This is a genomic window from Pseudonocardia acidicola (assembly GCF_012911935.1).
Lineage (GTDB): Bacteria > Actinomycetota > Actinomycetes > Mycobacteriales > Pseudonocardiaceae > Pseudonocardia > Pseudonocardia acidicola.
The window spans coordinates 1-23,027 of record NZ_JAAXLA010000097.1 but is presented as its reverse complement, the minus strand read 5'-3'; the positions used below and the strand labels follow the sequence as shown (position 1 = coordinate 23,027).

General features: G+C 74.0%; 18 protein-coding genes. 12 read left to right on the top strand and 6 right to left on the bottom strand.

Annotated elements, in window-relative coordinates; all coding sequences use genetic code 11:
- Positions 1-99: 99 nt before the first annotated feature.
- Positions 100-285 carry a DUF7455 domain-containing protein gene (locus tag HF526_RS35960; protein WP_169385254.1) on the bottom strand — a complete coding sequence of 62 codons (186 nt, stop codon included), beginning with the start codon at positions 283-285 and terminating at the stop codon, positions 100-102.
- A gap of 290 nt (positions 286-575) precedes the next feature.
- On the opposite strand from HF526_RS35960, the gene HF526_RS31255 reads away from it, so the two are divergent.
- From HF526_RS31255 to HF526_RS31230, 6 genes are all read left to right on the top strand, one after another.
- A complete protein-coding gene (locus tag HF526_RS31255) occupies positions 576-1,481 on the top strand; it encodes an EamA family transporter (RefSeq protein ID WP_169385253.1) in 906 nt (301 codons plus the stop codon).
- Positions 1,482-1,953: 472 nt separating this feature from the next.
- The gene (locus HF526_RS31250) at positions 1,954-3,090 is read left to right on the top strand and encodes a sugar ABC transporter substrate-binding protein (RefSeq protein WP_169385252.1); all 1,137 of its coding nucleotides are present in this window, start codon (positions 1,954-1,956) and stop codon (positions 3,088-3,090) included.
- A 66-nt stretch (positions 3,091-3,156) separates the two neighbouring features.
- On the top strand, positions 3,157-3,930 hold the full coding sequence (locus HF526_RS31245; protein WP_169385251.1) for an ATP-binding cassette domain-containing protein: 774 nt from the start codon (positions 3,157-3,159) through the stop codon (positions 3,928-3,930).
- Positions 3,931-3,963: 33 nt separating this feature from the next.
- Entirely contained in the window at positions 3,964-5,454 is a 1,491-nt protein-coding gene (locus HF526_RS31240) for a sugar ABC transporter permease (protein WP_169385250.1), read from the top strand.
- Positions 5,451-6,620 carry an ROK family protein gene (locus HF526_RS31235; RefSeq protein WP_169385249.1) on the top strand — a complete coding sequence of 390 codons (1,170 nt, stop codon included), beginning with the start codon at positions 5,451-5,453 and terminating at the stop codon, positions 6,618-6,620. The genes HF526_RS31240 and HF526_RS31235 overlap by 4 nt, the downstream gene beginning before the upstream one ends.
- Before the next feature lie 398 nt (positions 6,621-7,018).
- On the top strand, positions 7,019-8,191 hold the full coding sequence (locus tag HF526_RS31230) for a hypothetical protein (RefSeq protein WP_169385248.1): 1,173 nt from the start codon (positions 7,019-7,021) through the stop codon (positions 8,189-8,191).
- Position 8,192: 1 nt separating this feature from the next.
- Here the strand turns inward: HF526_RS31230 and HF526_RS31225 are convergent, their stop codons facing one another.
- The 5 genes from HF526_RS31225 to HF526_RS36640 all read right to left on the bottom strand — a co-directional run bounded on the left by HF526_RS31225 (position 8,193) and on the right by HF526_RS36640 (position 14,605).
- The gene (locus HF526_RS31225; protein ID WP_211178077.1) at positions 8,193-8,798 is read right to left on the bottom strand and encodes a DUF421 domain-containing protein; all 606 of its coding nucleotides are present in this window, start codon (positions 8,796-8,798) and stop codon (positions 8,193-8,195) included.
- A 288-nt stretch (positions 8,799-9,086) separates the two neighbouring features.
- The gene (locus HF526_RS31220) at positions 9,087-11,402 is read right to left on the bottom strand and encodes a heavy metal translocating P-type ATPase (RefSeq protein ID WP_338051883.1); all 2,316 of its coding nucleotides are present in this window, start codon (positions 11,400-11,402) and stop codon (positions 9,087-9,089) included.
- Between the two features lie 153 nt (positions 11,403-11,555).
- Complete coding sequence (locus HF526_RS31215) at positions 11,556-11,744, bottom strand: DUF7455 domain-containing protein (protein WP_169385247.1); 189 nt, start codon at positions 11,742-11,744, stop codon at positions 11,556-11,558.
- A 4-nt stretch (positions 11,745-11,748) separates the two neighbouring features.
- Complete coding sequence (locus tag HF526_RS31210) at positions 11,749-11,985, bottom strand: hypothetical protein (RefSeq protein WP_169385246.1); 237 nt, start codon at positions 11,983-11,985, stop codon at positions 11,749-11,751.
- Positions 11,986-12,154: 169 nt separating this feature from the next.
- Positions 12,155-14,605, bottom strand: a complete 2,451-nt coding sequence (locus tag HF526_RS36640) for an Hsp70 family protein (RefSeq protein WP_169385245.1) — start codon at positions 14,603-14,605, stop codon at positions 12,155-12,157.
- 209 nt (positions 14,606-14,814) lie between these two features.
- On the opposite strand from HF526_RS36640, the gene HF526_RS31200 reads away from it, so the two are divergent.
- The 6 genes from HF526_RS31200 (at position 14,815) to HF526_RS31175 (ending at position 23,016) form a co-directional block, all read left to right on the top strand.
- Positions 14,815-15,552, top strand: coding sequence for a sensor histidine kinase (locus HF526_RS31200; RefSeq protein WP_169385244.1), 738 nt, complete (start codon positions 14,815-14,817; stop codon positions 15,550-15,552).
- Positions 15,543-16,208 (top strand): response regulator transcription factor, encoded by a 666-nt coding sequence (locus HF526_RS31195; RefSeq protein WP_169385243.1) that lies wholly within the window; start codon positions 15,543-15,545, stop codon positions 16,206-16,208. Before HF526_RS31200 ends, HF526_RS31195 begins: the two co-directional genes overlap by 10 nt.
- Positions 16,209-16,292: 84 nt before the next feature.
- Positions 16,293-17,660, top strand: a complete 1,368-nt coding sequence (locus HF526_RS31190) for a sensor histidine kinase (RefSeq protein ID WP_169385242.1) — start codon at positions 16,293-16,295, stop codon at positions 17,658-17,660.
- Positions 17,657-21,256: an ATP-binding protein gene (locus tag HF526_RS31185; protein ID WP_169385241.1), complete on the top strand. Its 3,600-nt coding sequence runs from the start codon at positions 17,657-17,659 to the stop codon at positions 21,254-21,256. The genes HF526_RS31190 and HF526_RS31185 overlap by 4 nt, the downstream gene beginning before the upstream one ends.
- Positions 21,257-21,359: 103 nt before the next feature.
- Positions 21,360-22,169, top strand: a complete 810-nt coding sequence (locus HF526_RS31180) for a DUF2267 domain-containing protein (protein WP_169385240.1) — start codon at positions 21,360-21,362, stop codon at positions 22,167-22,169.
- 94 nt (positions 22,170-22,263) lie between these two features.
- Positions 22,264-23,016 carry an SDR family oxidoreductase gene (locus HF526_RS31175; protein ID WP_169385239.1) on the top strand — a complete coding sequence of 251 codons (753 nt, stop codon included), beginning with the start codon at positions 22,264-22,266 and terminating at the stop codon, positions 23,014-23,016.
- Positions 23,017-23,027: the final 11 nt, after the last annotated feature.

The window sequence follows — 23,027 nt, the reverse complement described above, 5'->3', positions numbered from 1 at the left end:
GCGGGGGAGAACGGGAGAACGAACGACGGGGCGGGAACCGTGGTGGTTCCCGCCCCGTCGTGGGTGCCCTCGGGCAGGCCGGCGCGTGGCCGGCCCCGATCAAGCGCCTGACTGCACGTCGACATCCATCTCGCGGAGCTTGTCGGCGTGCGCCCTTGCGTGGTGACCGCAGAAGAGCAGCTCTCCACCGGACGGCAGCACGGCCCGGACCTTCGCGGCCGCTCCGCAGCGGTCACAGCGGTCGGCGGCAGTCAACTCGGGCCGGGTCAGGGTTCCAGGCTGCATAGCGGTCTCCCTCCGTCTCGACACCGGTCTCACCCGGTGTCGCTTGCTGTGACGACCGCTTGCGCGGTGCGCCCACTCTTGCAGACGTACAGCACCCCTGCACGTGTTCCCGCTACGCGTCGCGACGACCATCACGTTTCACCGTCGGTGGTCGTCGACCCGTCGCCGCGGTGGCGTCTCGGTGACGATCAGACATTCAGTTGACTACGAGTGAATGATGCGGCGCGCAGAGTGACACCGCAAGGTGGCTCGTGTAAAAACTGCTCGTGCGGTGACTACGCTGCGCAGTCATGACGGTCAGCCTCCGCGACCGGGTTCCGGCCCCTGTGCTGTTCGTCGTCGGTGGCGCCTCGATGTACGTCGGGGCGGCCCTGGCTGTCGGTCTGTTTGATCATTTGTCGCCGGCCGCGGTCGCGGTGTTACGGATCTTGGGCGCCGCGTTGGTCCTGATCGGGTGGCGTCGCCCGGCGGCCCCGGCCTGGCGCGGCGGACGGCTGGCCCGCGCGGTCGCGTTCGGTCTGGCGACGGCGTGCATGAACGTCGCGTTCTACGAGGCGATCGACCGGCTTCCGCTGGGCACGGCGGTGGCGATCGAGTTCTGCGGGCCGGTCGCGGTGGCGGCGTTCGCGTCGCGGCGCCCGCGCGACGTGGCCGCGGTGGTGCTCGCGGCGGTCGGGGTGCTGCTCATCGCGGATGTGCGCTGGTCGGGGAGCCCCGCCGGGGTGCTGTGGGCGCTCGCGGCGGCCGCGATGTGGGCCGCCTACATCATCCTGGGCAAGCGGGTGGCGAGCGCGGGGAACGGGGTCGACACGATGGCGGTGGGGTTCGCCGTGGCCGCCGCGGTGCTCTGCCCGGTGCTGTTCGCCGGGGGCAGCGGGGTGTGGACGGCGCTCGCCGGCCCGACGGTGCTGCCGCTCGCCATCGGGGTCGGAGTGCTCTCCAGCGTCGTGCCCTACGTGCTCGACCAGGTCGTCCTGCGGCGGGTCGGGCAGGCCCGGTTCGCGGTGCTGCTGGCGCTGCTGCCGGTGATGGCGACCGTGATCGGGCTGGTCGCGCTGGGTCAGATCCCGGGGCCGCTGGAGGCGGTCGGAATCGGCGCGGTGATCACCGCGGTGGCGTTGCGGTCCCGCGACGGCGACACCCCGGTGCCGCTCGGCCGGGCGAGCCCGGACCGCCGCAGCGATCGCGGAGAGTGAACGGAAAGTGAACACAGTCGGGTGGCGCTGGGTAGCCGATAGACCGGCATACGGGTGGTGGCGCGACGCCGTTCGGCGTAGTGCGCTCCCGCGAGAGGCCCCGCGCACCGTTGCGCCGGCAGGCCGCCACCGGCGCTCTCGGCCGAGGTGGAGGGCCTGCGGCCCGGTGCGGCGCCCCGTGTCGGCCTGCCGCGGCGTTCCGGCGGGGCGGCAGGTCGCTCGGCCGTTGGTGTGAGCTTTCTCATTTCTGATGCGCAGGTGGCGGCGCCGGTCGGTGTCGAACCCGGCGGGTGAAGCGGTTCGAGGAGTGGTCTCGGCAACAAATCCGGAGGCCCGTGACCGAAACGTGATGGCCTGTCCCGATCTGGATCGATCGAGTGTGCTTCCGGTCACGAGGTATGCGGGCATACGTTGTCGCTCACAACATTCACTCGCCACGGTGGCGGTCCACGACGATGTGGGAGGAGAACCGATGCGCATCAGGACAAGGGCGCTCAGAAGCGCACTGGTCGCTGGGGTGGGGCTGAGCCTCGCGCTGAGCGCCTGCGGGCAGAACAGCGCGAGCAGCAGCGGAACCGGCGGTTCGGCGAGCAGCGCCCCGACCGGAGGCGTGAAGGTCGGCGTCATCCTGCCCGAGACCGACACCTCGGCCCGTTGGGAGGGCTTCGACAAGCCGCTGCTCGACAAGGCCATGCGTGCCCAGGGCCTCGACCCCGACATCCAGAACGCCCAGGGCGACGAGCAGAAGTTCTCCTCCCTGGCCGACGGGATGATCTCCAGCGGGGTCAAGGTGCTCGTCCTCGCCTCGATCAACAGCGAGGTCGGCAGTGCGGTCGCGGCCCGGGCCAAGGCCCAGGGCATCCCGACCATCGACTACGACCGGCTCAACCTGGGCGGCTCCAGCGACTACTACGTCTCGTTCGACAACGAGAAGGTCGGCGAACTCCAGGGCCAGGGCCTGGTCCAGGGCGTGGGCAACAAGCCGGGTGCGCAGATCATCCAGATCGAGGGCGCCCCGACCGACAACAACGCGACGCTGTTCCACAACGGCCAGATGAAGGTGCTGCAGCCCAAGTACGACTCGGGCGCCTACAAGCTGGTCCGCGACCAGCCGATCGAGAACTGGGACAACCAGGTCGGCGGCAACACGTTCGAGCAGATCCTGACCGGCAACGGCGGCAAGGTCGACGGCGTCGTCGCGGCCAACGACGGGCTCGCCTCGGCGATCATCACCGTGCTGACCAAGTACGGCCTGAACGGCAAGGTGCCGGTCACCGGGCAGGACGCCACCGCCGACGGCCTGCAGGCCATCCTGCGCGGTGACCAGTACATGACGGTGTTCAAGCCGATCGACCAGGAGGCCGACGCGACCGCCAAGCTGGCCGCCGCGCTGGCCAAGGGCGACACCGCCGCCGCCGACAGGATCGCCACCGGCTCGGTGAACGACCCGAAGGGCAACCGGACCGTCAAGTCGGTGCTCCTCCAGCCGCAGCTGATCACGAAGTCCAATGTCAAGACCGTGATCGACGCGGGTGCCGTCCCGGCGTCCCAGGTCTGCGTGGCCGCCCTGCAGGCGACCTGCCGGCAGCTCGGCATCACCACCAGCTGAACCTCGAGCGTGGTAAGTGGTGCCAGGCACCACTTACCACGCACGGGCCGACCGAAGGGAGGCAGAGTGAGCGAGCCGATCCTGCAGCTGCGCGGGGTGAGCAAGAGCTTCGGTGCGGTCCGCGTGCTGCACGACGTGGACTTCACCGTCCGCGCCGGTGAGGTGACCGCACTCGTCGGCGACAACGGCGCCGGCAAGTCGACTCTGGTCAAGTGCGTCGCCGGGATCCACCCGATCGACGGCGGCCAGATCCTGTTCGACGGCGCACCGGTGACGGTGCACACGCCGTCGGATGCCGCCCGGCTGGGCATCGAGGTCGTCTACCAGGATCTCGCGCTGGCCGACAACCTCGACATCGTGCAGAACATGTTCCTCGGCCGGGAGCGCGGCAGGCCGTGGCTGCTCGACGAGGCCGACATGGAGCAGGCCGCGCGGCGCACCCTGGCGTCGCTGTCGGTGCGCACCGTGACGTCGGTGCGGATGCCGGTGGCGGCGCTGTCCGGCGGGCAGCGGCAGACCGTGGCCATCGCCAAGGCCGTCCTCTGGGACTCCAAGGTCGTGCTGCTCGACGAGCCGACCGCCGCGCTCGGCGTGGCTCAGACCCGCCAGGTGCTCGACCTGGTCCGCCGGCTCGCCGAGCAGGGCCTCGGCGTCGTGCTGATCAGCCACAACATGGCCGACGTGTTCGAGGTCGCCGACCGGATCGCGACGCTCTACCTGGGCCGCATGGTCGCCGAGGTCCCGGCCAAGGACGTCACCCACGCCCAGGTGGTGGAGCTGATCACCGCCGGTCGGTCCGGCGAGCTGGGCCTGGCCCGGCCCGAGAACGCGGCCGTCTAGATGACCGCCCCGCGCACAGGGAAGGAACCTGCGATGGAGCAGCCCACGGCCGACCGCTCCGGTCCCGGTACCGCCACGGCCAAGACCGCCGGGCCGGGCGAGCCGGTCAGCGCGGCCGAGCGCGCCGGCCCGGCCGGGCGGCTGGGTGACTTCGGGATCGACACCACTGCCCGCACCACCGGCCAGGCGATCCGCGACTACTTCAGAGGGCTGCGCGCCGGCGAGCTCGGGTCGCTGCCCGCGCTCCTCGGCCTGGCCGCGCTGTTCGTGCTGTTCACCCTGCTCGACTCCGGGGGCACGTTCCCCAGCCTGCTGAACCTGGCGAACCTGCTCCAGCAGGGTGCCGGCCCGACGATCATCGCCATGGGCCTGGTGTTCGTGCTGCTCACCGGCGAGATCGACCTCTCGGCCGGCACCGCGTCCGGGCTCGCGGCGTCGTTGATGGCGCTGCACCTGGCCCGGGAGGGCAACCTGCTCGGGTCCATGGGTGTCACGGTCTTCGTGATCTTCGTGCTGGCCGTGGCCGCGGCGGTCGCGCTGGCTCTGCTGCTGCGGGTCTGGTTCGGCGCCGTGCTCAGCGCGGTCGCGCTGGCGCTGATCCTGATCGGCTTCCCGCCCAACCCGTGGCTGGAGATGCTGCTCGCGCTGTGTGTCGGCACGGTGATCGGCTGTCTGACCGGTTTCCTCGTCGCCAAGATCGGGATGCCGTCGTTCGTCGTCACGCTGGCGCTGTTCATCACCTGGCAGGGCGTCATCCTGCAGCTGATCGGCGAGGGCGGCACGCTGGGCCTGCGCGACCCCGTGCTCAACGCCGTGGCCAACGGCAACCTGCCCACGCTGGGCAGCTGGCTGCTGTTCGTGGTGGCCGCGGGCGGCTATGCGGTGGTCCTGCTCAACCGGCAGTTCTCCCGGCTGCGCAAGGGCCTGGTCGCGCAGCCGACCGGGCTGGTGCTGCTCAAGATCGGCGCGGTGGTGCTGCTGGCCGCGGTGGCGACCTACCTGCTCACCCTCGATCGGTCCCCGGGCGTGATACAGATCTCCGGTGTGCCGTACGTGGTGCCGATCGTGCTGGTGCTGCTGGTCGCCGGGACCTACCTGCTCGACCGGACCCGGTTCGGGCGGCACGTCTACGCCGTCGGCGGCAACCGGGAGGCGGCCCGGCGCGCCGGTATCGACGTCACCCGGATCCGGGCGAGCGTGTTCGTGATCGCCTCGACGTTCGCCGCGATCGGCGCCATCGTCTACTCGTCCAAGGTCGGCTCGGTCTCGCCGAGCGCGGGTGGCGGCAACACGCTGCTGTTCGCGGTCGGGGCAGCGGTGATCGGCGGGACGTCGCTGTTCGGCGGGCGCGGGCGGGTGAGCAACGCGGTCATCGGCGGTGCGGTGCTGGCCACCGTGCAGAACGGGCTCGGCCTGCTCAAGCAGCCGGCCGCCGTGGTGTTCGTGGTCACCGGGCTGGTGCTGCTGCTGGCCGCCGCGGTGGACGTGCTGTCCCGGCGCCGATCGGCCGTCGCCGGCCGGTGACCGTCCCGACCGGCACCCGGCCGGACGACGCGCGCCGGCACAACCGGTTCGCGCTGCTGCGCCGGCTGCACATCGACGGCCCGTGCACGCGGGCCACGCTCGCCACCGAGCTGGGGCTCAACCGCAGCACCATCAAGGCGGTGGTCGACGGGCTGGCCGAGTCCGGGGTGGTCACCGAGGCGGTGCCGGCGCAGCGCAGCGGCGCCGGCCGGCCGTCGCTGCTGGTGCTCCCGCAGCCGCAGTCGGCGGTCGTGCTGGCCGTCGACATCCGGGTGGACCAGGTGACGATGGCGATGGTCGGGATCGGCGGGCAGGTACTGGGCCGGCACAGCTGGAATCTGCACCGCACGACCCGGCTGCCCGGTGAGGTGATCACGCACATCGCCGAGTCGGCCGAACTGCTGCGCGAGGAGCTCGCCGTGACCACGCAGGGCGTCGGGGTCTCCGTGCCCGGCGTGGTCCGGCGCTCCGACGGCCTCGTGCACGAGGCGCCGAACCTGGGCTGGCGGGACGTGGCGCTCGGTCAGCGGCTGGCCGCGGTGCTGCAACGCCCGGTGCAGGTGGCCAACGACGCCGAGCTCGGTGCCCTGGCCGAGCACGTGCGGGGCGCCGCCCGCGGCTCCTCCGACCTGGTCTACCTCTCCGCCGACGTCGGCGTCGGCGGCGGCGTGATCGCCGGTGGCCGGCCGCTGCGCGGCACCGGCGGCCATGTCGGTGAGCTGGGCCACATGCTCGTCCGCCCCGGCGGGCGGGCCTGCTTCTGCGGGGCCCAGGGCTGCTGGGAGACCGAGGTCGGGGAAGCCGCGTTGTGCCGGGCCCTCGGGCTGCCCGAGGACACCCCGCGCGGGGTGCTGGTGGCCGAGCTGCGCGGGCTGGCCGCGGCCCCGGAGAAGATCGACACCATCTTGCGCGAGTTCACCGAGTGGCTGGTGATCGGGCTGGTCACGGTGGTCAACATGATGGCCCCGGAGCTCGTCGTGCTCGGCGACCTGTTCACCGCGCTGCCGCCCGCGCTGGTCGAGCGGGTACGCGAGCGTGTCCACGAACGCAGCCTGGTCAGCCGCGCGATCGGCGGGATCCGGATCGTCACCTCGCCGCTGGGTCGTGACGCCAAGCTCGTCGGGGCCGCCGAGCTGGCCTTCGAGCCGGTGCTGGGCGCGGTCTGATCCCGCCTGAACGTGGGTTGGCCCACCGCGGTCATCGGGTCATCTGCCTGGCAGGGGCGGGCAGCGCGATCTGATCCCCGGCCCGGGGCGCAGGCGCGGGCACCCCGGGCCTGCCGTCCGGCGGTGCGCACCGGGAGCCGGTTCGGGCCGGCGACCGGCCCGATACGTGCATCTTCGGCTGCTGTGACCGAATGTGGCCGCAGGCTCGGCGTATGGCCGTAGGGCGCTCACTCTTGCGGGTGGCCGCCTATGAGATGGTCAGCGTCACGCGCGCTCCTCCCCCTCCCGGTCCGTCCCCGAGGCCCGGGCGCCGGGTGAGGACGAAGTATTCACGCCGCAACGGGCTCAGGGCGCGCGGATCGGCACCGTCGATCGCCGCGAGGGCCGGAGGAGAGTACGTGAGCGTTTCGCCAGACCTGCTGAATCGAGATGCCGACGACGAGGATCTCCGGCCCCCGCGGCCGGCTCGGCGCCGCCGGCGCGGGCTGCGGATCCTGCTGGTGCTCGCCGTGGTGCTGCTGCTGGCGGTGGGATGGGCGGTCGCGGATGCACTGCGGATGCCCGGCAACGACAGCGTGGCGGCGAAGCTGGCCGAGTGGGGCCGCGACCACGGCTTCAACGGGGTGATCACCTGGCTGGAGCAGGAGCAGTACGCGAAGAACCAGCCCGCGGTGGGTGGGACACCCGTCGGCGGGATCCCGCTCGCGCCCGGGGCGCTCCGCGAGCCGCAGAAGGCAACGCATGGCGCTGCGGCCCCGCTGGCGCCGCTCGCGGGCGGGGTGCCGCTACCCGGTGAAGGGCAGTGGCAGACCGTGGTGGCGGCCAAGGGCCGTCCTGCGGTGCAGGTCGCCTCGCTGCGCCCGGACGATCAGCACACCTCGTTCGTGGTCGGCGTGATGCGGATGGACCCGACCCTGATCCGCGGTGAGCTCCATCCCGGCACCCGGGACCCGGGCGGCTCCTGGCACGCCTCGACCTCGCTGGCCGGCGCCGCGCAGAACGGCATCGCGGACGTGTTCAACGGCGGTTTCCGCCTCAACGACCCCAGCCACCCGGGTTACTACAGCGAGGGACGCACCGTCGCCCCGCTGGTCGACGGGGCTGCCAGCCTGGTGCTGCACACCGATGGGACCGCCGATGTCGGGGCCTGGAACCGGGACGTGCGGATGGGGCCCGGTGTCGCCAGCGTCCGGCAGAACCTGCAACTGCTCGTCGACAACGGGCAGGTCAACCCGACCTGCGCCACCGGCGGTACCAAGGAGTGGGGCAGCACCATCGGGCAGGCCGCGTACATCCACCGGTCCGGTTTCGGGGTCACCGCGACGGGAGCCGAGATCTACGTCGGCGGCCCCGCCCTGTCGGTGTGCACCCTGGGCAGGATCCTGCAGGACGCGGGGGTCGTGCGCGGCATGGAACTCGACATCAACCCGAACTGGGTCAGCGGCACGTACTTCCACGACCGCCCGCACGGCCGCCCGGCCGGATTCCGGCTCTTCCCCGACGAACAGGTGGCGCCCGAGCACTACTTCTCGCCGTCGAGCCGCGACTGGTACGCCTGGTACATCCGCTGATCTACGGGGTCGTGCGCGCGTCCTGGGGCTGCTGGCCGGCGGCCTCGGGGCGGCCCGGTCGCTCGTGCAGGGCGTCGAGCAGTTCGGTGCGGAGCTGTTCGACGAGCCGGGCGTTCTCGGCGCGCAGGTCGCGGATGGTGACGTCGCGGGCGTCGTCGGTGAGGGTGACCACGATCGTGCCGCCGGGGCTCAGGGTGGCCTCCTTGATCTCGCTGATGTTCCCGGCGCCCTGCTGGCGACAGGCGGCGATCACGTCGGCGCGGCGCAGCCCGAGGCGGCGCAGCGCACCGGCGACGGGCCTGCCGTCCTTGACCAGGACGGTGGGGGAGCCCTCGAAGACACGGGTCAGGCGCGGGTGGCGGTTGCTCAGGCGCACCACCCCGGCGTTGATCGCGATCAGCACGGCCGCGCCGAGCAGGCCGCCGGTCAGGCTGTTGTCGTTCCCGATCACGGCGTTCTGCACCACGTTGGAGAGCAGCAGCATCACCACCAGGTCGAAGCTGTTGAGCTGAGCGAGATCACGTTTGCCGCCCAGGCGCAGCAGCCCCGCCAGGCCGCCGTAGACGAGCACGGTGCGCAGCACCTTCTCGATCACTGGTACTTGCATCTGCCACAGATCGGACCACACCGCCAAGGCCTGCTTCTCCTCCTGCTCGCCAGCCCGGCCGAGCCTGCCACAGACCGAACGGCCCGCCGCGGACTGCTCTGCCGGTGGGGCGTGCCCGCGGCATCCGGTTCGCCGCGGCGCCCCGATCGGCCCTGATCGCGGCGGGCAGACGGTTCCGGCCGGCTGCGGCGGGGGACAGCGACGGCCGGACCGTCCGCAACGCCGGCGCAGCTGTGGTGCCGGCGTTGTCGGGTGCGGGCCCTGCGGGCGGGCGGTGCGGCGGCCGGCTCAGGGCAGCCCGGCGCCCGCCGGCGCGTCCTCGGCGAGGGTGAAGAAGCTCTCCTCCTCCTGCGCGAAGTGCAGCCGCAGCAGGGCGTGCAGTCCGTAGAGCGTCTGCTGGAGGTCCTCGACGTCCTGCGGGTCGGGTCCGTCGGCGGGGAGTTCGTCGAGCAGCCGGCCGAGGCGGCGGGTGAGATGGCAGATCTCGACGTGGCCGCGGTTCATCGGCCCGACGGGGTCGTCGCCGCCGAGGGTCCGGGCGAGAACCGGGTAGAGCTCCGCGTGCTCGGCCGCTTCGTGGGGCAGCAGTTCGGCGATGAGCATGTGGTGCACGGCGCGGACGGCGGCGACGTGCCCGGCCGGGTCGACGACCAGGCCGGCCGCTGCGGCCCGGATGTCCTCGAGCTGCGGCCGCAGCCGCCGATGGTCGTCGGCGAAGCGCTGGGCGAGCGCGGCATCGGCGCCGGCGAGGTGGCGTGCCCGGCTGCGGCCGGGAGTGAGGGCCCGCAGGGCGTTGAGGATGACCGCGACGTCGATCCCCTCCTGCAGCAGCGCGCCCGCTGCCGGCGGCAGCCCGCCGAACGCGGCGACGATCATGGCGGCCAGGGACAGCCCCATCCCGGCCCAGACGCTCTGCAGGGCGATGGACCGGGACCGCTGCGCGATCTCGATGGCATCGGCGAGCCGATCGAGCCGGTCGACGGTGAGCACGACGTCGGCCGCCTCGGAGGAGGCCGTGGAGCCGCGGGCCCCGACCGCGACGCCGACCGAGGCGGCGGCGAGGGCCGGCGCGTCGTTGACGCCGTCACCGACCATGATCGTCGGACCCGTGGCCGCGGCGGCCCGGACCGCGTCGACCTTGCCCGACGGGCTGCGCTCGGCGAGGACCTCGTCCACCCCCAGGGTGGCGGCCACGGTCTCGGCGACCCCGGCCCGGTCCCCGGTGACCATGACGGTGCGGGTGATCCCCGCCGCACGCAACCGGCGGATGACCCCGGCGGCGTCGGCGCGGATCGGGTCGTCGAGCAGGATCGCCCCCGCGGGCCGGCCGTCGATTCCCACGAAGACGAGCGGTGAGGCGTCCAGGGCGGCGCGCCGGCGTGCCGCCCGCAGCCACGCCGGGGCTGCGTCGGGTGCGACCCACGCGGCCTTGCCGATCCGCACCTCGCGGCCGTCGACCCGGCCGTGGACCCCGAGCCCGGGGACCTCGCCGGTCCCGTGGGGCAGCGTCAACCGCAGTCCGCGGTCGTGTGCGGCCCCGACCACCGCGGTGGCCAGCACGTGCGGGGACACCTGATCCAGCGAGGCGGCCAGGCGCAGCACCTCGTCGGCCGGGACGTCCGGTGCGGTGAGGACGTCGGAGACGGCGGCCCGACCCTCGGTCAGCGTGCCGGTCTTGTCGAACAGCAGGACCTTCCCGTGCGCGAGCTGCTCCAGCGCGGCACCACCCTTGACGATCACGCCTCGGCGGGCGGCGCGGGACAGGCCGGACATGATCGCCACCGGGGCGGCGAGGATCAGCGGGCAGGGCGTGGCGACGACCAGCACCGCCACCGCCCGCACCGGGTCCCCGGAGGCCACCCAGGCCACCGCGGCGATCGTGAGGGCGACGGGCAGGAACACCGCGGCGTAGCGGTCGGCGAGTCGGACGAACGGAGCGGTCTGCGCCTGCGCCTCCCGGACCAGGCGCACGATCCCCGCGTAGGTGCCCTCGGCGGCGGTGGTCGTCACCCGCAGGTCGAACGGGTCACCGGCGTTCACCGCGCCGCTGCGTACCGCGTCGCCCTCGGGGCGCTCGACCGGAAGCGGCTCACCGGTGAGCATGGACTCGTCCAGCAGCGCCGTGCCGGAGTCCACCCGGCCGTCCACCGGCACGACCTCGCCGGGCTCCACCACGAGCAGGTCACCGGGCACGACCTCGTCCAGCGGGGGCGTGGTCAGCGTGCCGTCGGCGTAGCGGTGCGCGACCAGGGGGGCCCGGGCCAGCAGGACGCGCAGGTCGCGGGCCGCCCGGGCGCTCGCGCGCGCCTCCAGCGTGCGGCCGCTCGCGAGCATGACCGCGATGACCGCCCCGGCGAGGTACTCGTGCACCAGCAGCGTGCCCACCAACGCCAGGACGGCGATGACGTCCACACCCGGTTGCCGGCGGCGCAGGCTGGTCCACACCCACCAGGTCGCCGGCGCCGCCGCGATCACGGTCGTCGTCGCCCAGATCGCATCACCGGCGGTGGCGGCCCCGAACAGGTGCGCCGCCGTGCCCGCAGCGAGGCCGAGGACGCAGATCGCCAGCAGCGGCCCCTCCGCACACCACCGGGGCGCAGTCACGCTCGTCCCTGCCGCGTGGCGCGCCAGGTCGGGGACGGGGCGGATGCCGACATGCACCCAGCGTCCCTGCGGCGCTCGCGGCCGGATAGGGACCGACGTCCCGCGCCGCTACGACCGGACGCCGCCGGTAGCGGACGTGCAGACGGGGTCGTCTCAGGGGTCGGGATGCAGCGCGGCACCGATGTCGCGCAGGCGGGCGTGGTGCTCGCGGCCGTGGTGCCCGCAGAACATGAGCTCGCCGCCGGTCGGCAACAGGGCCCTGAGCTGCGCGGCGGCGCTACAGCGGTCGCAGCGGTCGGCCCTGGTGAGCGGGGGCGGGGTCCACACCGCGAATGTGGTCATGGCGTCACGCCGCCTCGAGCAGCGCCCGGCCGGCCGAGGTGAGCCGCGCGGGGCCGGGCCGGGGGCCGGTGGTGATCAGGCCGGCGCTCGTCAGCCGCGGGCCGGCGAACTGGTCGCAGAACGCCAGCCCGTCGACGGTCAGCGAACCGCCGGAGCACCCGGTCGTCGTGCAGCGGCCGGCGGCCACGGCGCGGAGGACGGCGCGGTCCCGGTGGGTCAGGGCGGTGGACATGGTGGTCATCGGCTCTTCTCCTTCCGGTTCGCCTGGTCCAGGCCTGCTGGCCGGTGCTCGTCGAACCAGTGAAGGATGTGCCGGTGGGCCGGCACGGGCCATCCCGCTGTCCCTACAGCCGCCCGGGCGAACCCGCCACCGGCCGGTAGGGAGAACCCCCGCTCGGACGTGACCCGGGTCAGCCGGCGAGGTCGAGCACCGTGAGCGTGCCGCCGTCGAGGTCGCTCACGAACGCCTGCCTGCCGTTGGGCAGGATGGCCACGCTCGTCGGCGAGGGCCCCGTCGGGATCGTCGCGGTGACCTGGAACGTGGCGGCGTCGATGACCGATACCGTGTTGTCGGTGACGTTGGTGACGTAGGCGAACCGGCCGTCCGGCGCCCACTCGATGTCCTGCGGGTTCTTGCCCACCGCAATGGTGGCCACCACCTTGTTGCTGCCGGTGTCGATCATCGTCACGGAGGCGGCGTCGTAGTCGACGTTCGCGACCAGCGGCCGGGTGGGGTGCACCGCGACGCTGTGCGGGCTGGTCCCCACCGGGATCGTCGCGAGGACGGTGTTCGACGCCGTGTCAAGGACCGACACCAGGTTCGACTCGTGGTTCGCGATGTAGGCGCGGGTGCCGTCGGGGGAGAACTCGATCCAGTGCGGGTTCGGCGCCACCGCGATCTCGGTGGTGACCGTGTTCGTCGCGGTGTTGATCACCGAGATGGTCGCCGAGTCGTGGTTGGGCACGTACAGCCACTTCCCGTCCGGGGTGACGGCCGGGACGAACGGGCGGGTGCGCACCGGGATCGTCGCGACCACCGTGTTGGTCGTGGTGTCCAGCACGCCGACGGCCGCGACGGTGCGTGCGTCGTTCCAGATGCTCACGTAGACCCGTCGGCCGTTGGGGGAGAACGCCAGGTACTGGGGCGGGCCCGCCGGGACCGGGATGGTGGCGGTCACCTTGTTCACCGCGGTGTCGACGACCGTGACGACCCCGGAGTTGGCCCCGGCGACGTAGGCCTGCCGGCCGCTCGGGGAGACCGCGACGAAGTTCGGCGTCGGTCCGACCGGGATCGCGGGGGCCAGCGTCGGGACCGGCACGCTCGCGGCGACCGCGGGCGGTGCGTTGCCCGGGGCCGGTGGTGCGACGGCGGCGGTGCCTTCGCCCGCGGCCGGGGTGCCGGACCGGCTCGTGCCGGCGTAGATCACCAGGCCGGCGATTGCGAGTACGACGAGAGCCGCTGCGGACAGGACGAGGGCGCGGCGGCGCTTGCGCTCGCCCGGCTCGCCGCCGAGCGGTGGTGGCGACGGGCCGGCGGGCTCGGCACCGGACGGCGGCGGCCCGCCACCCGGCGGGACCTGCCCGGGCGGACGGCCCGGCCGGTCCGATCCGGGCGGCGGCGTCCGGTCCGCAGGTGCGGGCTGCCGCCCCCCGCCCGGGGCGTCGACCGCCGCCGCGGCCACCGTGGCGGCCTCGACGGCCGCCCCGTCGATCGGGCCGTTGCGCTGCGCCGGGCTCGTCCTGACCGCGGAACCGGCCGGCTCCGCGGTCGGGACGAGCCGGTACCCGCCGATCTGCCCGGCGGGTACCGCGGCCAGGGTCGCGGCCCCGAGCGCGACCGCGTACTTGGGGTGGGCGTCGACCACGGTCGGCCTGCCGAGTTCCTCGGAGATCATCCGGGCGACGAGGGGGATGCGCGACGAGCCGCCGACCAGCAGCACGGCGCTGAGCCGGGCCGAATCGACCTGCGCGGACCGCAGCGCGCGCGACAGCGTCCCGATCGTCGACTCGATCGGGGCCCGGATCATCTCCTCGAACTCGTCGCGGGTGATCCGCACGTCGAAGTGCCGGCCGGGCAGGAAGACCGGGACGGTCGTCTCGGTGTCGACCGACAGGGCTTCCTTGGCCAGCACACAGTCCTGGCGCAATCGGGCCAGCGCGACCACGGTCTGCGGGTCGCTCATGTCCAACTCGGACAGGGCCCCGCCGGCCTCGTAGTTGATGAACGACAGGATCGCCTCGTCGAAGTCCACGCCGCCGAGTCGTTCGATTCCCTCCGGGGTGCCCAGGATCTCGATGCCGCCGGGATGCTTGCGTAGCACGGTGGCGTCGAAGGTGCCCCCGCCCAGGTCGTACACCGCGATGATCTCGCCGTCGGTGAGCTGCCGGGACGCCGCGTAGTACGCCGCGGCCGCCTCGGGCTCGGTCACCATCTGCGCGACGGCCAGCCCGGCGTGCGGGGGGACCTCCTCGAACAGCTCGCGGCGAAACGGCCCCCAGTTCGCCGGGTGGGTGAGCACGACCTCCTCGGGCGCCGTGCCCTCGGTCTCGGTGACCCGCGTGATGACGTCGTGCAGCAGCGTGCCCAGCAGCGTGGTGACCGGGTACGCGGCGCCACCCAGCATGACGGGGGTGGGATCGCCGAGGCGGCGCTTGAACTCCCGGCCGACCCGGTCCGGGCTGCTGACCGACCGGCGGCCCGCGGCGTCGCCCGCGACCAGGGTGCCGTCGTCACGCACGTAGACCACCGCCGGGGCGACGACGGTGCGGTCGCCGAGCGTGAACATCTCCACCCCGGACGGGCGGGCGATCGCGGCGGCGACGAACGTGGTGCCGAGGTCCACCCCGAGGCTGTAGTTCACGACGGCACCCCCTGATGCGCGCACCATCGTAACGAGAATCACTCAGTCGATCGATAGTCGCGCGGGCGCGCACTGCCGTAGCACGGTGGAATTGGTTACCTGCAGTGATGACAGCGCGGGCTGCCGGTGGGACGAGTGGGGGAGAACCCTACTGCAACGAGGGGGCCAGCCCCCTGTCCGTCGGCCCACCCGCGAGGGACGATGCACCGATGATGCTCGAGCCAGCGCAGCGCGCCGGCGACGCTCCCCACACCGCCCACGAGCAGGGCACGCCCGAGGCGCTCTCGTCCACCGCGTCCGGAGCCGAGCTGCCCGCCGAACCCGCCGCCGGACCCGTTCCGTCGACCCGCCTCCCCGAACCGGCCCGCGACGCCCGGCGCCGCAAGGAACAGGAGCAGTGGCTGCGCCGCCGTCGGCTCGAACGCCAACTGCACGACGGCGCCGCGCTGCGGATCTCGGCGCTGGCCCTGCAGCTGGGTGTGTTCCGGCACCGGGTGCCGGCCGGCGAGCCGGACCTGCAGCAGTCCATCGACGGCCTGCAGGACGAATTGCATGCCGTGCTGCAGGAGCTGCGCGACGTCGCCGGGAAGATCTACCCCCCGTTGCTGGACGAGGCGGGTCTGGGCGCAGCGCTGCGCGAGGCCGCCGACCGGGTCGACACCCCCGTGCGCGTCGACGCGCCGGACGACCGCTTCGGCCCGGCCGCCGAGGGCGCCGCCTACTTCGCGGTCACCGAGTGCCTGGACGCGATGGCGTCCGGCGGGCCGCCGGTGCACGTCGCCATCCACCGCGACGGCGGTGAGCTGTGCGTCCGCGTGTCAGGCGTGGACGGCCGGCACGCGGAGCTGTTGCACGACCAGGTCCGGCTGCTCGGAGGGACCGTCGACGTGGCAGACGGGCCGCCACCCGGCACCGGCACGATCATTGCGAGGATTCCATGCGAGTAGCGCTGGCCGAGGACGGTGCCCTGTTCCGCGAGGGGCTGGTGATGCTGCTGCAGGCGGCGGGCCACGAGGTCGTCGGGTGTGCGGCGGGCGGTGACGAGCTCGTCGCGCTGCTTGCCCACCATCCCGCCGACGTCGCGATCCTGGACATCCGGATGCCTCCGGAACCCGACGGCGGCCTGGTCACCGCGGAGCGGCTGCGGGCCGCGCAGCCGGACATGGGGCTGTTGTTCCTGTCGCACTACGCCGAGTCGCACTACCTGATGCGGATCCTGCAGATCGGAACCGACGCGATCGGCTACCGGCTCAAGGAGAAGGTGGGCAGCGTCGACGTTCTCACCGACACCCTGAACCGCATCGAAGCCGGCGAGATCGTCATCGAACCGGTGCTGGCCAAGCGCCTGGTGGAGCGGCCGCGCGGCGACAAGAAGGGCGTCGTCGGGTCGTTGTCGGAGCGGGAGCTCGACGTGCTGCGGCTGATGGCCGAGGGCCGGTCGAACAACGGGATCGCGGCCGAGCTGTTCGTGACGCCAAAGGCCGTCGAGAAGCACATCGCGAACATCTTCGGCAAGCTCGGGCTGCACCCCGACACCGCCGAGCACCACCGCCGGGTGCTCGCGGTGCTCACCTACCTGCGGTCCCAGCGCGACGAGGACTGACCGCGAGGGTTGGCCGCCGCCGCCCGGGCGCTTAGCGTTTCCGCAGGGCCCGGACGGACTCCGGGGCGGGACCGGTGGTGCGTGATGAACCGGACGATCGCGGCGCGGCTGCTGCGCCTGCTGCTGGCCGGGTGCTGCGTGGGCGCCGTCCTCGCCGCCGTCGTGGCCGGCCTCGGCGTCGTGGTCGGCGGCGGCGAGGGCTGGGTGCTGCTGCCCTTCGCGGGCGCCGCGGTGGCCGTGGCCGGGCTCGGGGTGGTGCTGCCGCGGATCGACCGGCTGATCGGTCGGCTGACCCGGCACCGTGAGGTCACCCCGTACTCGGCGCTCGCCGAGGCGGCCGCCCGGATCCGGGCCGGGACGCTGGACCAGGCCCTGCCCGGCCTCGCCCAGGTCCTGGCGGCCGGCACCGGGGCGCAGCGCGCGGAGCTGTGGCTCGCGGTCGGCGACCGGCTGGTCAGCGCGGCGGCCCATCCACCCGGGCCCGACTCGGAGGCCGGCGCCGAGCCCGACACCGTGGAGAACCTCGCGGTGCTGCTCGCCCGGCCCGGGATCGGCCACGCCGTCCCGGTGCTCGACGGGCCGGTGCTGCGAGCGGTACTGGCCGTCGAGAAGCCGGGCGCCGCGATCACCCCGGGCGACCAGCAGCTGATGCGGGACGTCGCCGGCGGTGCCGGTCTGCTGCTGCGCGGTGTCGCGCTCAACGCCGAGCTGGCCGAGCGGGTCCGGCGAGCCGACGACCTCGCCGCCGAGCTGCAGGCATCCCGGCAGCGGCTCACCCGGGCCCGGGAGGTGGCACGCCGCCGGCTGGCCATGGAGCTGTCGCACGCGACGGCCGACCGGCTGGCCGCGCTGCGCAGCGACGTGCTGGCGGCGCGGGCCGATCTGGACACCACACCGGCGCGGGCCGAGCCCGCGCACGAGGCCCTGGTGCGGGCCAGCGCCGGCCTGGACGGCCTGATCGACCGGTTCCGGGTGATCGCCCGCGGGGTGTACCCGGCGGTGCTGCGTGACCAGGGGCCCGGGGGAGCGCTCGACGAGCTGGTGGCCGACCTGCCGCGGCCGGTGCGGCTGACCGGGACGCTGTCCCGGCGGCTGGCCTGGGAGATCGAGTCGGGCCTCTACTACGTCGCCGCGTCGGCGACGCAGGCGCTGGCGGACCGACCGGCCGACCGCGAGCTGTCGGTGCACCTCGAGCTCACCGACGGCCGGTTGACCGTGCGCATCGACGACCCGGCGCCGCCGGTCACCGTGGAGCAGTTGCGCACGGTGCTGGCCGACGACGTCGAGCGGCTGGTGGCGCTGGGCGGCGAGGTGGAGTTCGCCGGCGACGCGCCCGGCCACGATGACGCCGGTCCCGATGCGCCCGGCGCGCTGACCCTGTTCGCCTGGTTGCCCGACCGGCTCGAACCGCTGGTCGAGGACACGGCGCGGGCCGGGGCGGGGACGCGATGAGCGGCGTCGGAACCGCCGGTCCGGTGGGCACGATCGGCACCGGGAGCATCCGGGAGGATGCATCCCCGTCGCGCTTCGGTGCCGTCGGCTACGCGGTGCTGCTGGCCGGGTGCGCCGCCTTGTCGCTCGGGTGGCTCGCGGTCGGCGCGGCCGTGGCGGTCGCGACCTACGTGCCCGGGGTCGCGACCACGCTGGCGACGGCGGCCGACGGGGGGGATCTGTGGGCCCGGGGCGTCCTCCAGGCGGGGCCGCACAGCGAACCGCTCGGCCAGGTACTGGTGGACTACACGTTCAGCCTGGTCAGCCTGGTCGTGGCCGTGGTTCTGCTGGTCACCGCGGGCCACAGCTGGTCGGTCCGGTTGCTGGCGCTGGCGATGGTCGGCTCGGCGGGCACGTTCACCCTGCAGGCGCACGCCGCGTCGGCGGCCGTGCAGACCGCGACCGGGCTGGCCATCGGCGGCGTGCACCAGGTGGTGCTGCACGGCGTGGCCTGCGCAGCCTACATCCTGGCGCTGCTGGTGTTTCCCGTGGCCCGCCGGGATGCCGGCGCCCGTGCCGGGCTCGCCCCGCGCCACCTCCTGGTGGCCGCGACCGTCGCCACGCTGCTCGTGGTCGGATTCGGCACCGCGCTGCTTCCGCACACCGCCAGCTGTGTGCTGTTCTTCGGATTCCTGGTGCCGCTGGCCGGGCTCGCGGCGCTGTCGCGGCGGATCCGCGACGGCGCGACCGCCGAGCAGCGCACCCAGGCCAGGCTGTTGTTCAGTGTGCTGGTCGCCTCGCTGGGCGTGGCTACGGCGCTGGCGCTCACCACGCTGGTGCTGTGGTGGCAGGGCGAGCCCGGTTTGATGCTCACCGACCCGGCCACACCCGGGGCACCCAGGGGCACCGAGCCGGCGGCGCTGCTGTTCTGGTTCGCACGGTTCACGGCCGCGGCGATCGCCGTGGCGGCGTTGGTGGCGATCCGCCGGACCCGGCTGTGGCGGGTGGAACGGGTGTTCAGCCGGGGGCTGGTGGCGGTCTTGACGGTAGCGCTGCTCGGCGGCGGCTTCGTCATCGTGCGGGCGCTCGCGCCGACCGACAGCGACAACCGGCACGGCGTGCTCCTCGCGACGATCCTGGCCACCGTGGTGGTGGCCCTGGCGTTCCTGCCGCTGCGCGACCGGATCGAACCCCTCGTGGACCGGTTGCTCCACGGCGTCCGGCCGACGCCCTACAGCGTGCTGGCGGGGATCACCGCGATGTCGCGCTCCACCCCGGGCGACGCACCGGATCTCGCCCGGATCGCCGAGGCCGTCGGCCGCGGGCTGGGCGCGACCGCGTGCCGGTTGACCGTCGTCCGTCCCGGGCTGCGCGACCGCACCTACGCCTGGGCCGGCTCCGGCACCGATCCCACCGACGACCTGGTAGCCGTGCCCGTCCGGCAGGGCGAGGAACGGATCGGGACGCTCAGCGTCGACCGCGGCGCCGTCGCGGGGCTGCAGGCGCAGCGCGACCACCTGCTCGAGGACGTCGCGGACAGCCTGGGCGTGGTCCTGCAGGCGAGCCGCTCGGGCATCGAGCTCGAACGCCAGCTGCGGGCGGCGCTCGCGCACGCCGCGGCCATCGCCCAGTCCCGCCGGCAGGCGGTGGCCGAGATGGACAGCGAACGACGCCGGATCGAGCGTGACCTGCACGACGGGGCCCAGCACCACCTGGTGTCGCTGCGGCTCACCCTCGGCCTCGTCGAACACCTGGTCTCGACCGGGCAGCTCGACCGGGCGCGGGGCCGGCTGGACCAGGTCACCGAGCAGATCGGCACCACGGAGGCGGTGCTCGCCGAGACCGCCACCGGGGTGTCGTCGCCGATGCTCGCCGAACACGGCCTGGTCCGGACCCTGGACGCCGAGCTGTCCGGTGGGCACCCCCCGGTCACGCTCGATTCCGACGGTGTCGGCCCGGACCGGCGCTTCCCGGCCGACATCGAGGCCGCCGTGTACTTCTGCTGCCTGGAATCGGTCAACAACGCCCGCAAGCACGCCCCGGGGGCGGCGGTCGGGGTGCGGGTCGCGACGGTCGGGGGCGACCTGCACTTCGTGGTGCGCGACGAGGGCCCGGGATGGGATCAGAAGGCCGCGTCCGGCTCACCGGGCCGGGGACTGCGCAACGTGACGGCCCGGATCGCCGCGGTCGGCGGCCGGATCGCGATCCGCTCCGCCCCGGGGGCGGGCACGACCGTCGAGGGCTCGGTCCCGCTGCCGGCCGGCAGCGGGACCGGGCCGGACACGCCGGGCCGCGCTCTGGCGGGCGCCCCCGGCCACGGGGTTCGGGCCCCCACCGGCGACATCCGTGGCGGCCCGGCCGCGGACGCGCGGCCGCTCCCGGCGCGGGAGCCGATGCTGCTCGACCAGGTGCGCGACGGAGTCCGGGCCGCTCGCGAGCTCTATCACGGCAGCGCCCCCGGTGAGCTGCTGCGCAGGCTCGCCGAGCGGCTGGACGCCCCGCTGCAGGTCGCGGTCGTGGGCGCGCCGGGTGCCGGCACATCCACCCTGGTCGCGGCGCTGACCGATCCCGATGCGACGGCGATGACCCTGCTCGACGCTCCGGCGCCGGCGGGGGAGCGGCCCCGGGGCCTGCCCGATCCGGACGCCGCGGACGCGGGCGTGGTGCTGGTGCGCCATGGCCACCCTGACGACGTCGGCCTGTTCGAGGTGCTGCATCCCGGGGGTGCGGTGCAGCGGCCCGCGGCCACCATCGGCGTGCTGGCCCGCGCCGACGAGCTGGGCGGCTCCGCGCCCGATGCGCTGGAGCAGGCCGAGCGAGCGGCCGCGGAGTGGGCCGCCGAACCGGGCGTCAGCCGGTTCTGCCCGATCGTGGTGCCGGTCTCGGCGCTGCTCGCCGTCACCGGTGCGGCGCTGCGCGATGACGAGTATCGGCTGCTGGCCCGCCTCGGCGAGCAGGACGCGGAGGAGATCCGCCGGCTGACGTGCTCGGCGGACCCGTTCGTCGCGGCCTCGGGCGACGGTGACGCCGCCGCCCGCCGGGAGCTGCTCGACCGGTTCGGCCTGTTCGGCGTCCGGTGGTCGATCGGGCTGATCCGGGATGGCCGCGCGCCGGCCCCGGAAGCGTTGGCGCAGGCCCTGGTGGAGCACAGCGGGGTGCCGAGGCTGCGGGAACTGATCGACGCGCGGTTCGCGCGCCGCGCGGACGCCTGGAAAGCGCGGTCGGCACTGCTCATCCTGGACGCGCTCGTCCGGGCGTCGCCGCAGGCCGCGGATGCGCGGCCACTGCTCTACCGGCTCGAACGCATCCGCTCCGGCGCGCACGAGCTCACCGAGATCGACCTGGTCGACGCGCTGCACGCCGGCGGCCTCGACCTGGCCGACGACGCGCGACAGACCGCGGAGCGACTGCTCGGGGCGTCCGGCATCGAGCCCCGGGCCCGGCTCGGGCTGGCCGGTGACGCCGGGCCGCAGGAGGTCGCCGCGGCCGCGGCGGCGCAGCTGGAGTACTGGCAGCGCCGCGCCGCGCACCCGGTGGCCGGGAAGGGGGAGCGGGACGCGGCGAGCGTGCTGGTCCGGACGTGCGAGCAGCTGCTGGCCCGGGCCGCCGCCGGGTGAGCGCGTCCGGCCCACGCCGCGCAGAACCCGGCCGGCCCTCCGCATCAACGGGGCCCGTCCTGGGCACCTACATGCGCACGGGAGAGCGAGCCGAGGAGCGGCCATGGACTACGAGGACTTCCTGAACACCCTGCAACAGGTGGCGGGCATCTCGGGGGAGCAGGCCGAGCACGTCGCCTGCTTCACCCTTCAGCTGCTGGCCCGGCGGATCTCGAAGGGGGAGGCCGAGGACCTCGCCCCCCGTCTCCCCGAGGAGCTGCGTTCGTGCATCGAGTACCCGGGCCCGCGCGAGAAGTACCACCTCGACGACTTCCTGCAGCGCATGCAGCAGTACCTGGCCGCCGATCGCCCGACCGCGGAGAAGGCGGCGAAGGGGATCTTCGCCGCGCTCTGGCGGGCCGTCGGCACCAGGGAGTTCGCGGACATGCGCGCACAGCTGCCAGGGGATTTCCAGCCCCTGCTCGACGACGCGATCACCTCCGCGTCGGCGCCGCCGTTGGAGGACGAGCAGCCGCCCGCCAGGTTCTCGCTGCGCGACTTCCTCGACCGCATCACCCAGCGCGGCGTCGAACGCGACCGCGCGCTGCAGGCGGCCGAGGCGGTGCTCGAGGTCCTGGCCATGCGCATCACCGGCGGTGAGGTGGAGGACCTGATCCCGCTCGTGCCCCGCGAGCTGCGCCCGGCGCTGCGCCGCGGCGTGGCGCGTACCGAGGGCAGGGGCTCGCGGATGTCCCTCCCGGAGTTCCTCGACGAGATCGCCGAGCGGGAGGGCGTCTCCCGGGACGTGGCGCTGCAGCACGCGCGCGCCGTGCTCGCCGTGCTGCACGAGTCGATCGGGGACGAGGAGTTCTCCGACACCGTCGCGCAGCTGCCCAGGGAGTACCGGTCGATGCTGCTGCTGGAGTACGCCTGACCTGGCGCCCACCCCGCATCCGGCAGCCGATTGCGGTTGCGCGCCCTCGCGGGCAGCATCCAGCGGGCTGGTTGTCGGAACGAGCGGGGGCAGGGTGGATCTCGGGATCACGGGGCGGCGGGCCGCGGTGGCGGCGGCCAGCAGCGGGCTGGGCTACGCGAGCGCGGCGGCGCTGGTGGCCGAGGGCGCGCGGGTGACGATCTGCAGCTCGGACGCCGGGCGCGCCCAGGCCGCGGCGAAGCGGCTGGGCGGCGGCACCGGGTGGGTCGTGGCGGACCTGAGCGACCCCGACGGCGCCGCCGGGTTCGTCGAGGACGCCGCCGAGGCGATGGGTGGGGTCGACATCCTGGTGGTCAACGGGCCGGGGCCCGAGCCGGGCACGATCGACGAGACACCGGTGACGGCCTACCAGGAGGCGCTGGACGGCAGCCTGCTCGCGGTGGTGCGGATGTGCCTGGCCGCGACCCCGGGCATGCGGGCCCGGGGCTGGGGCCGGATCGTCGCGATCACGTCGCTGGGCGTGCGGCAGCCCTTCCCCAACCTCGCGCTGTCGAACACCGCACGGGCCGGCGCGACGGGCTTCCTGCGCACCCTGGCCCGCGAGATCGCCGCCGACGGGGTGACCGTGAACTCCGTGCAGCCGGGCCTGCACGAGACGGAGCGGGTCCGCAGCGTGTACGGCCAGGGCGCGGCCCTGGAGCGGCAGCTGGCGACGATCCCGGCCGGCCGGGCGGGCGACCAGGCCGACCTCGGTGCCATCGTGGCGTTCCTGTGCTCGGAGCAGGCGAACTACCTCACCGGCGCCTCCATCCCCGTCGACGGTGGCGCCTACCAGGCCCTCCTCTAACCCCCTAACCC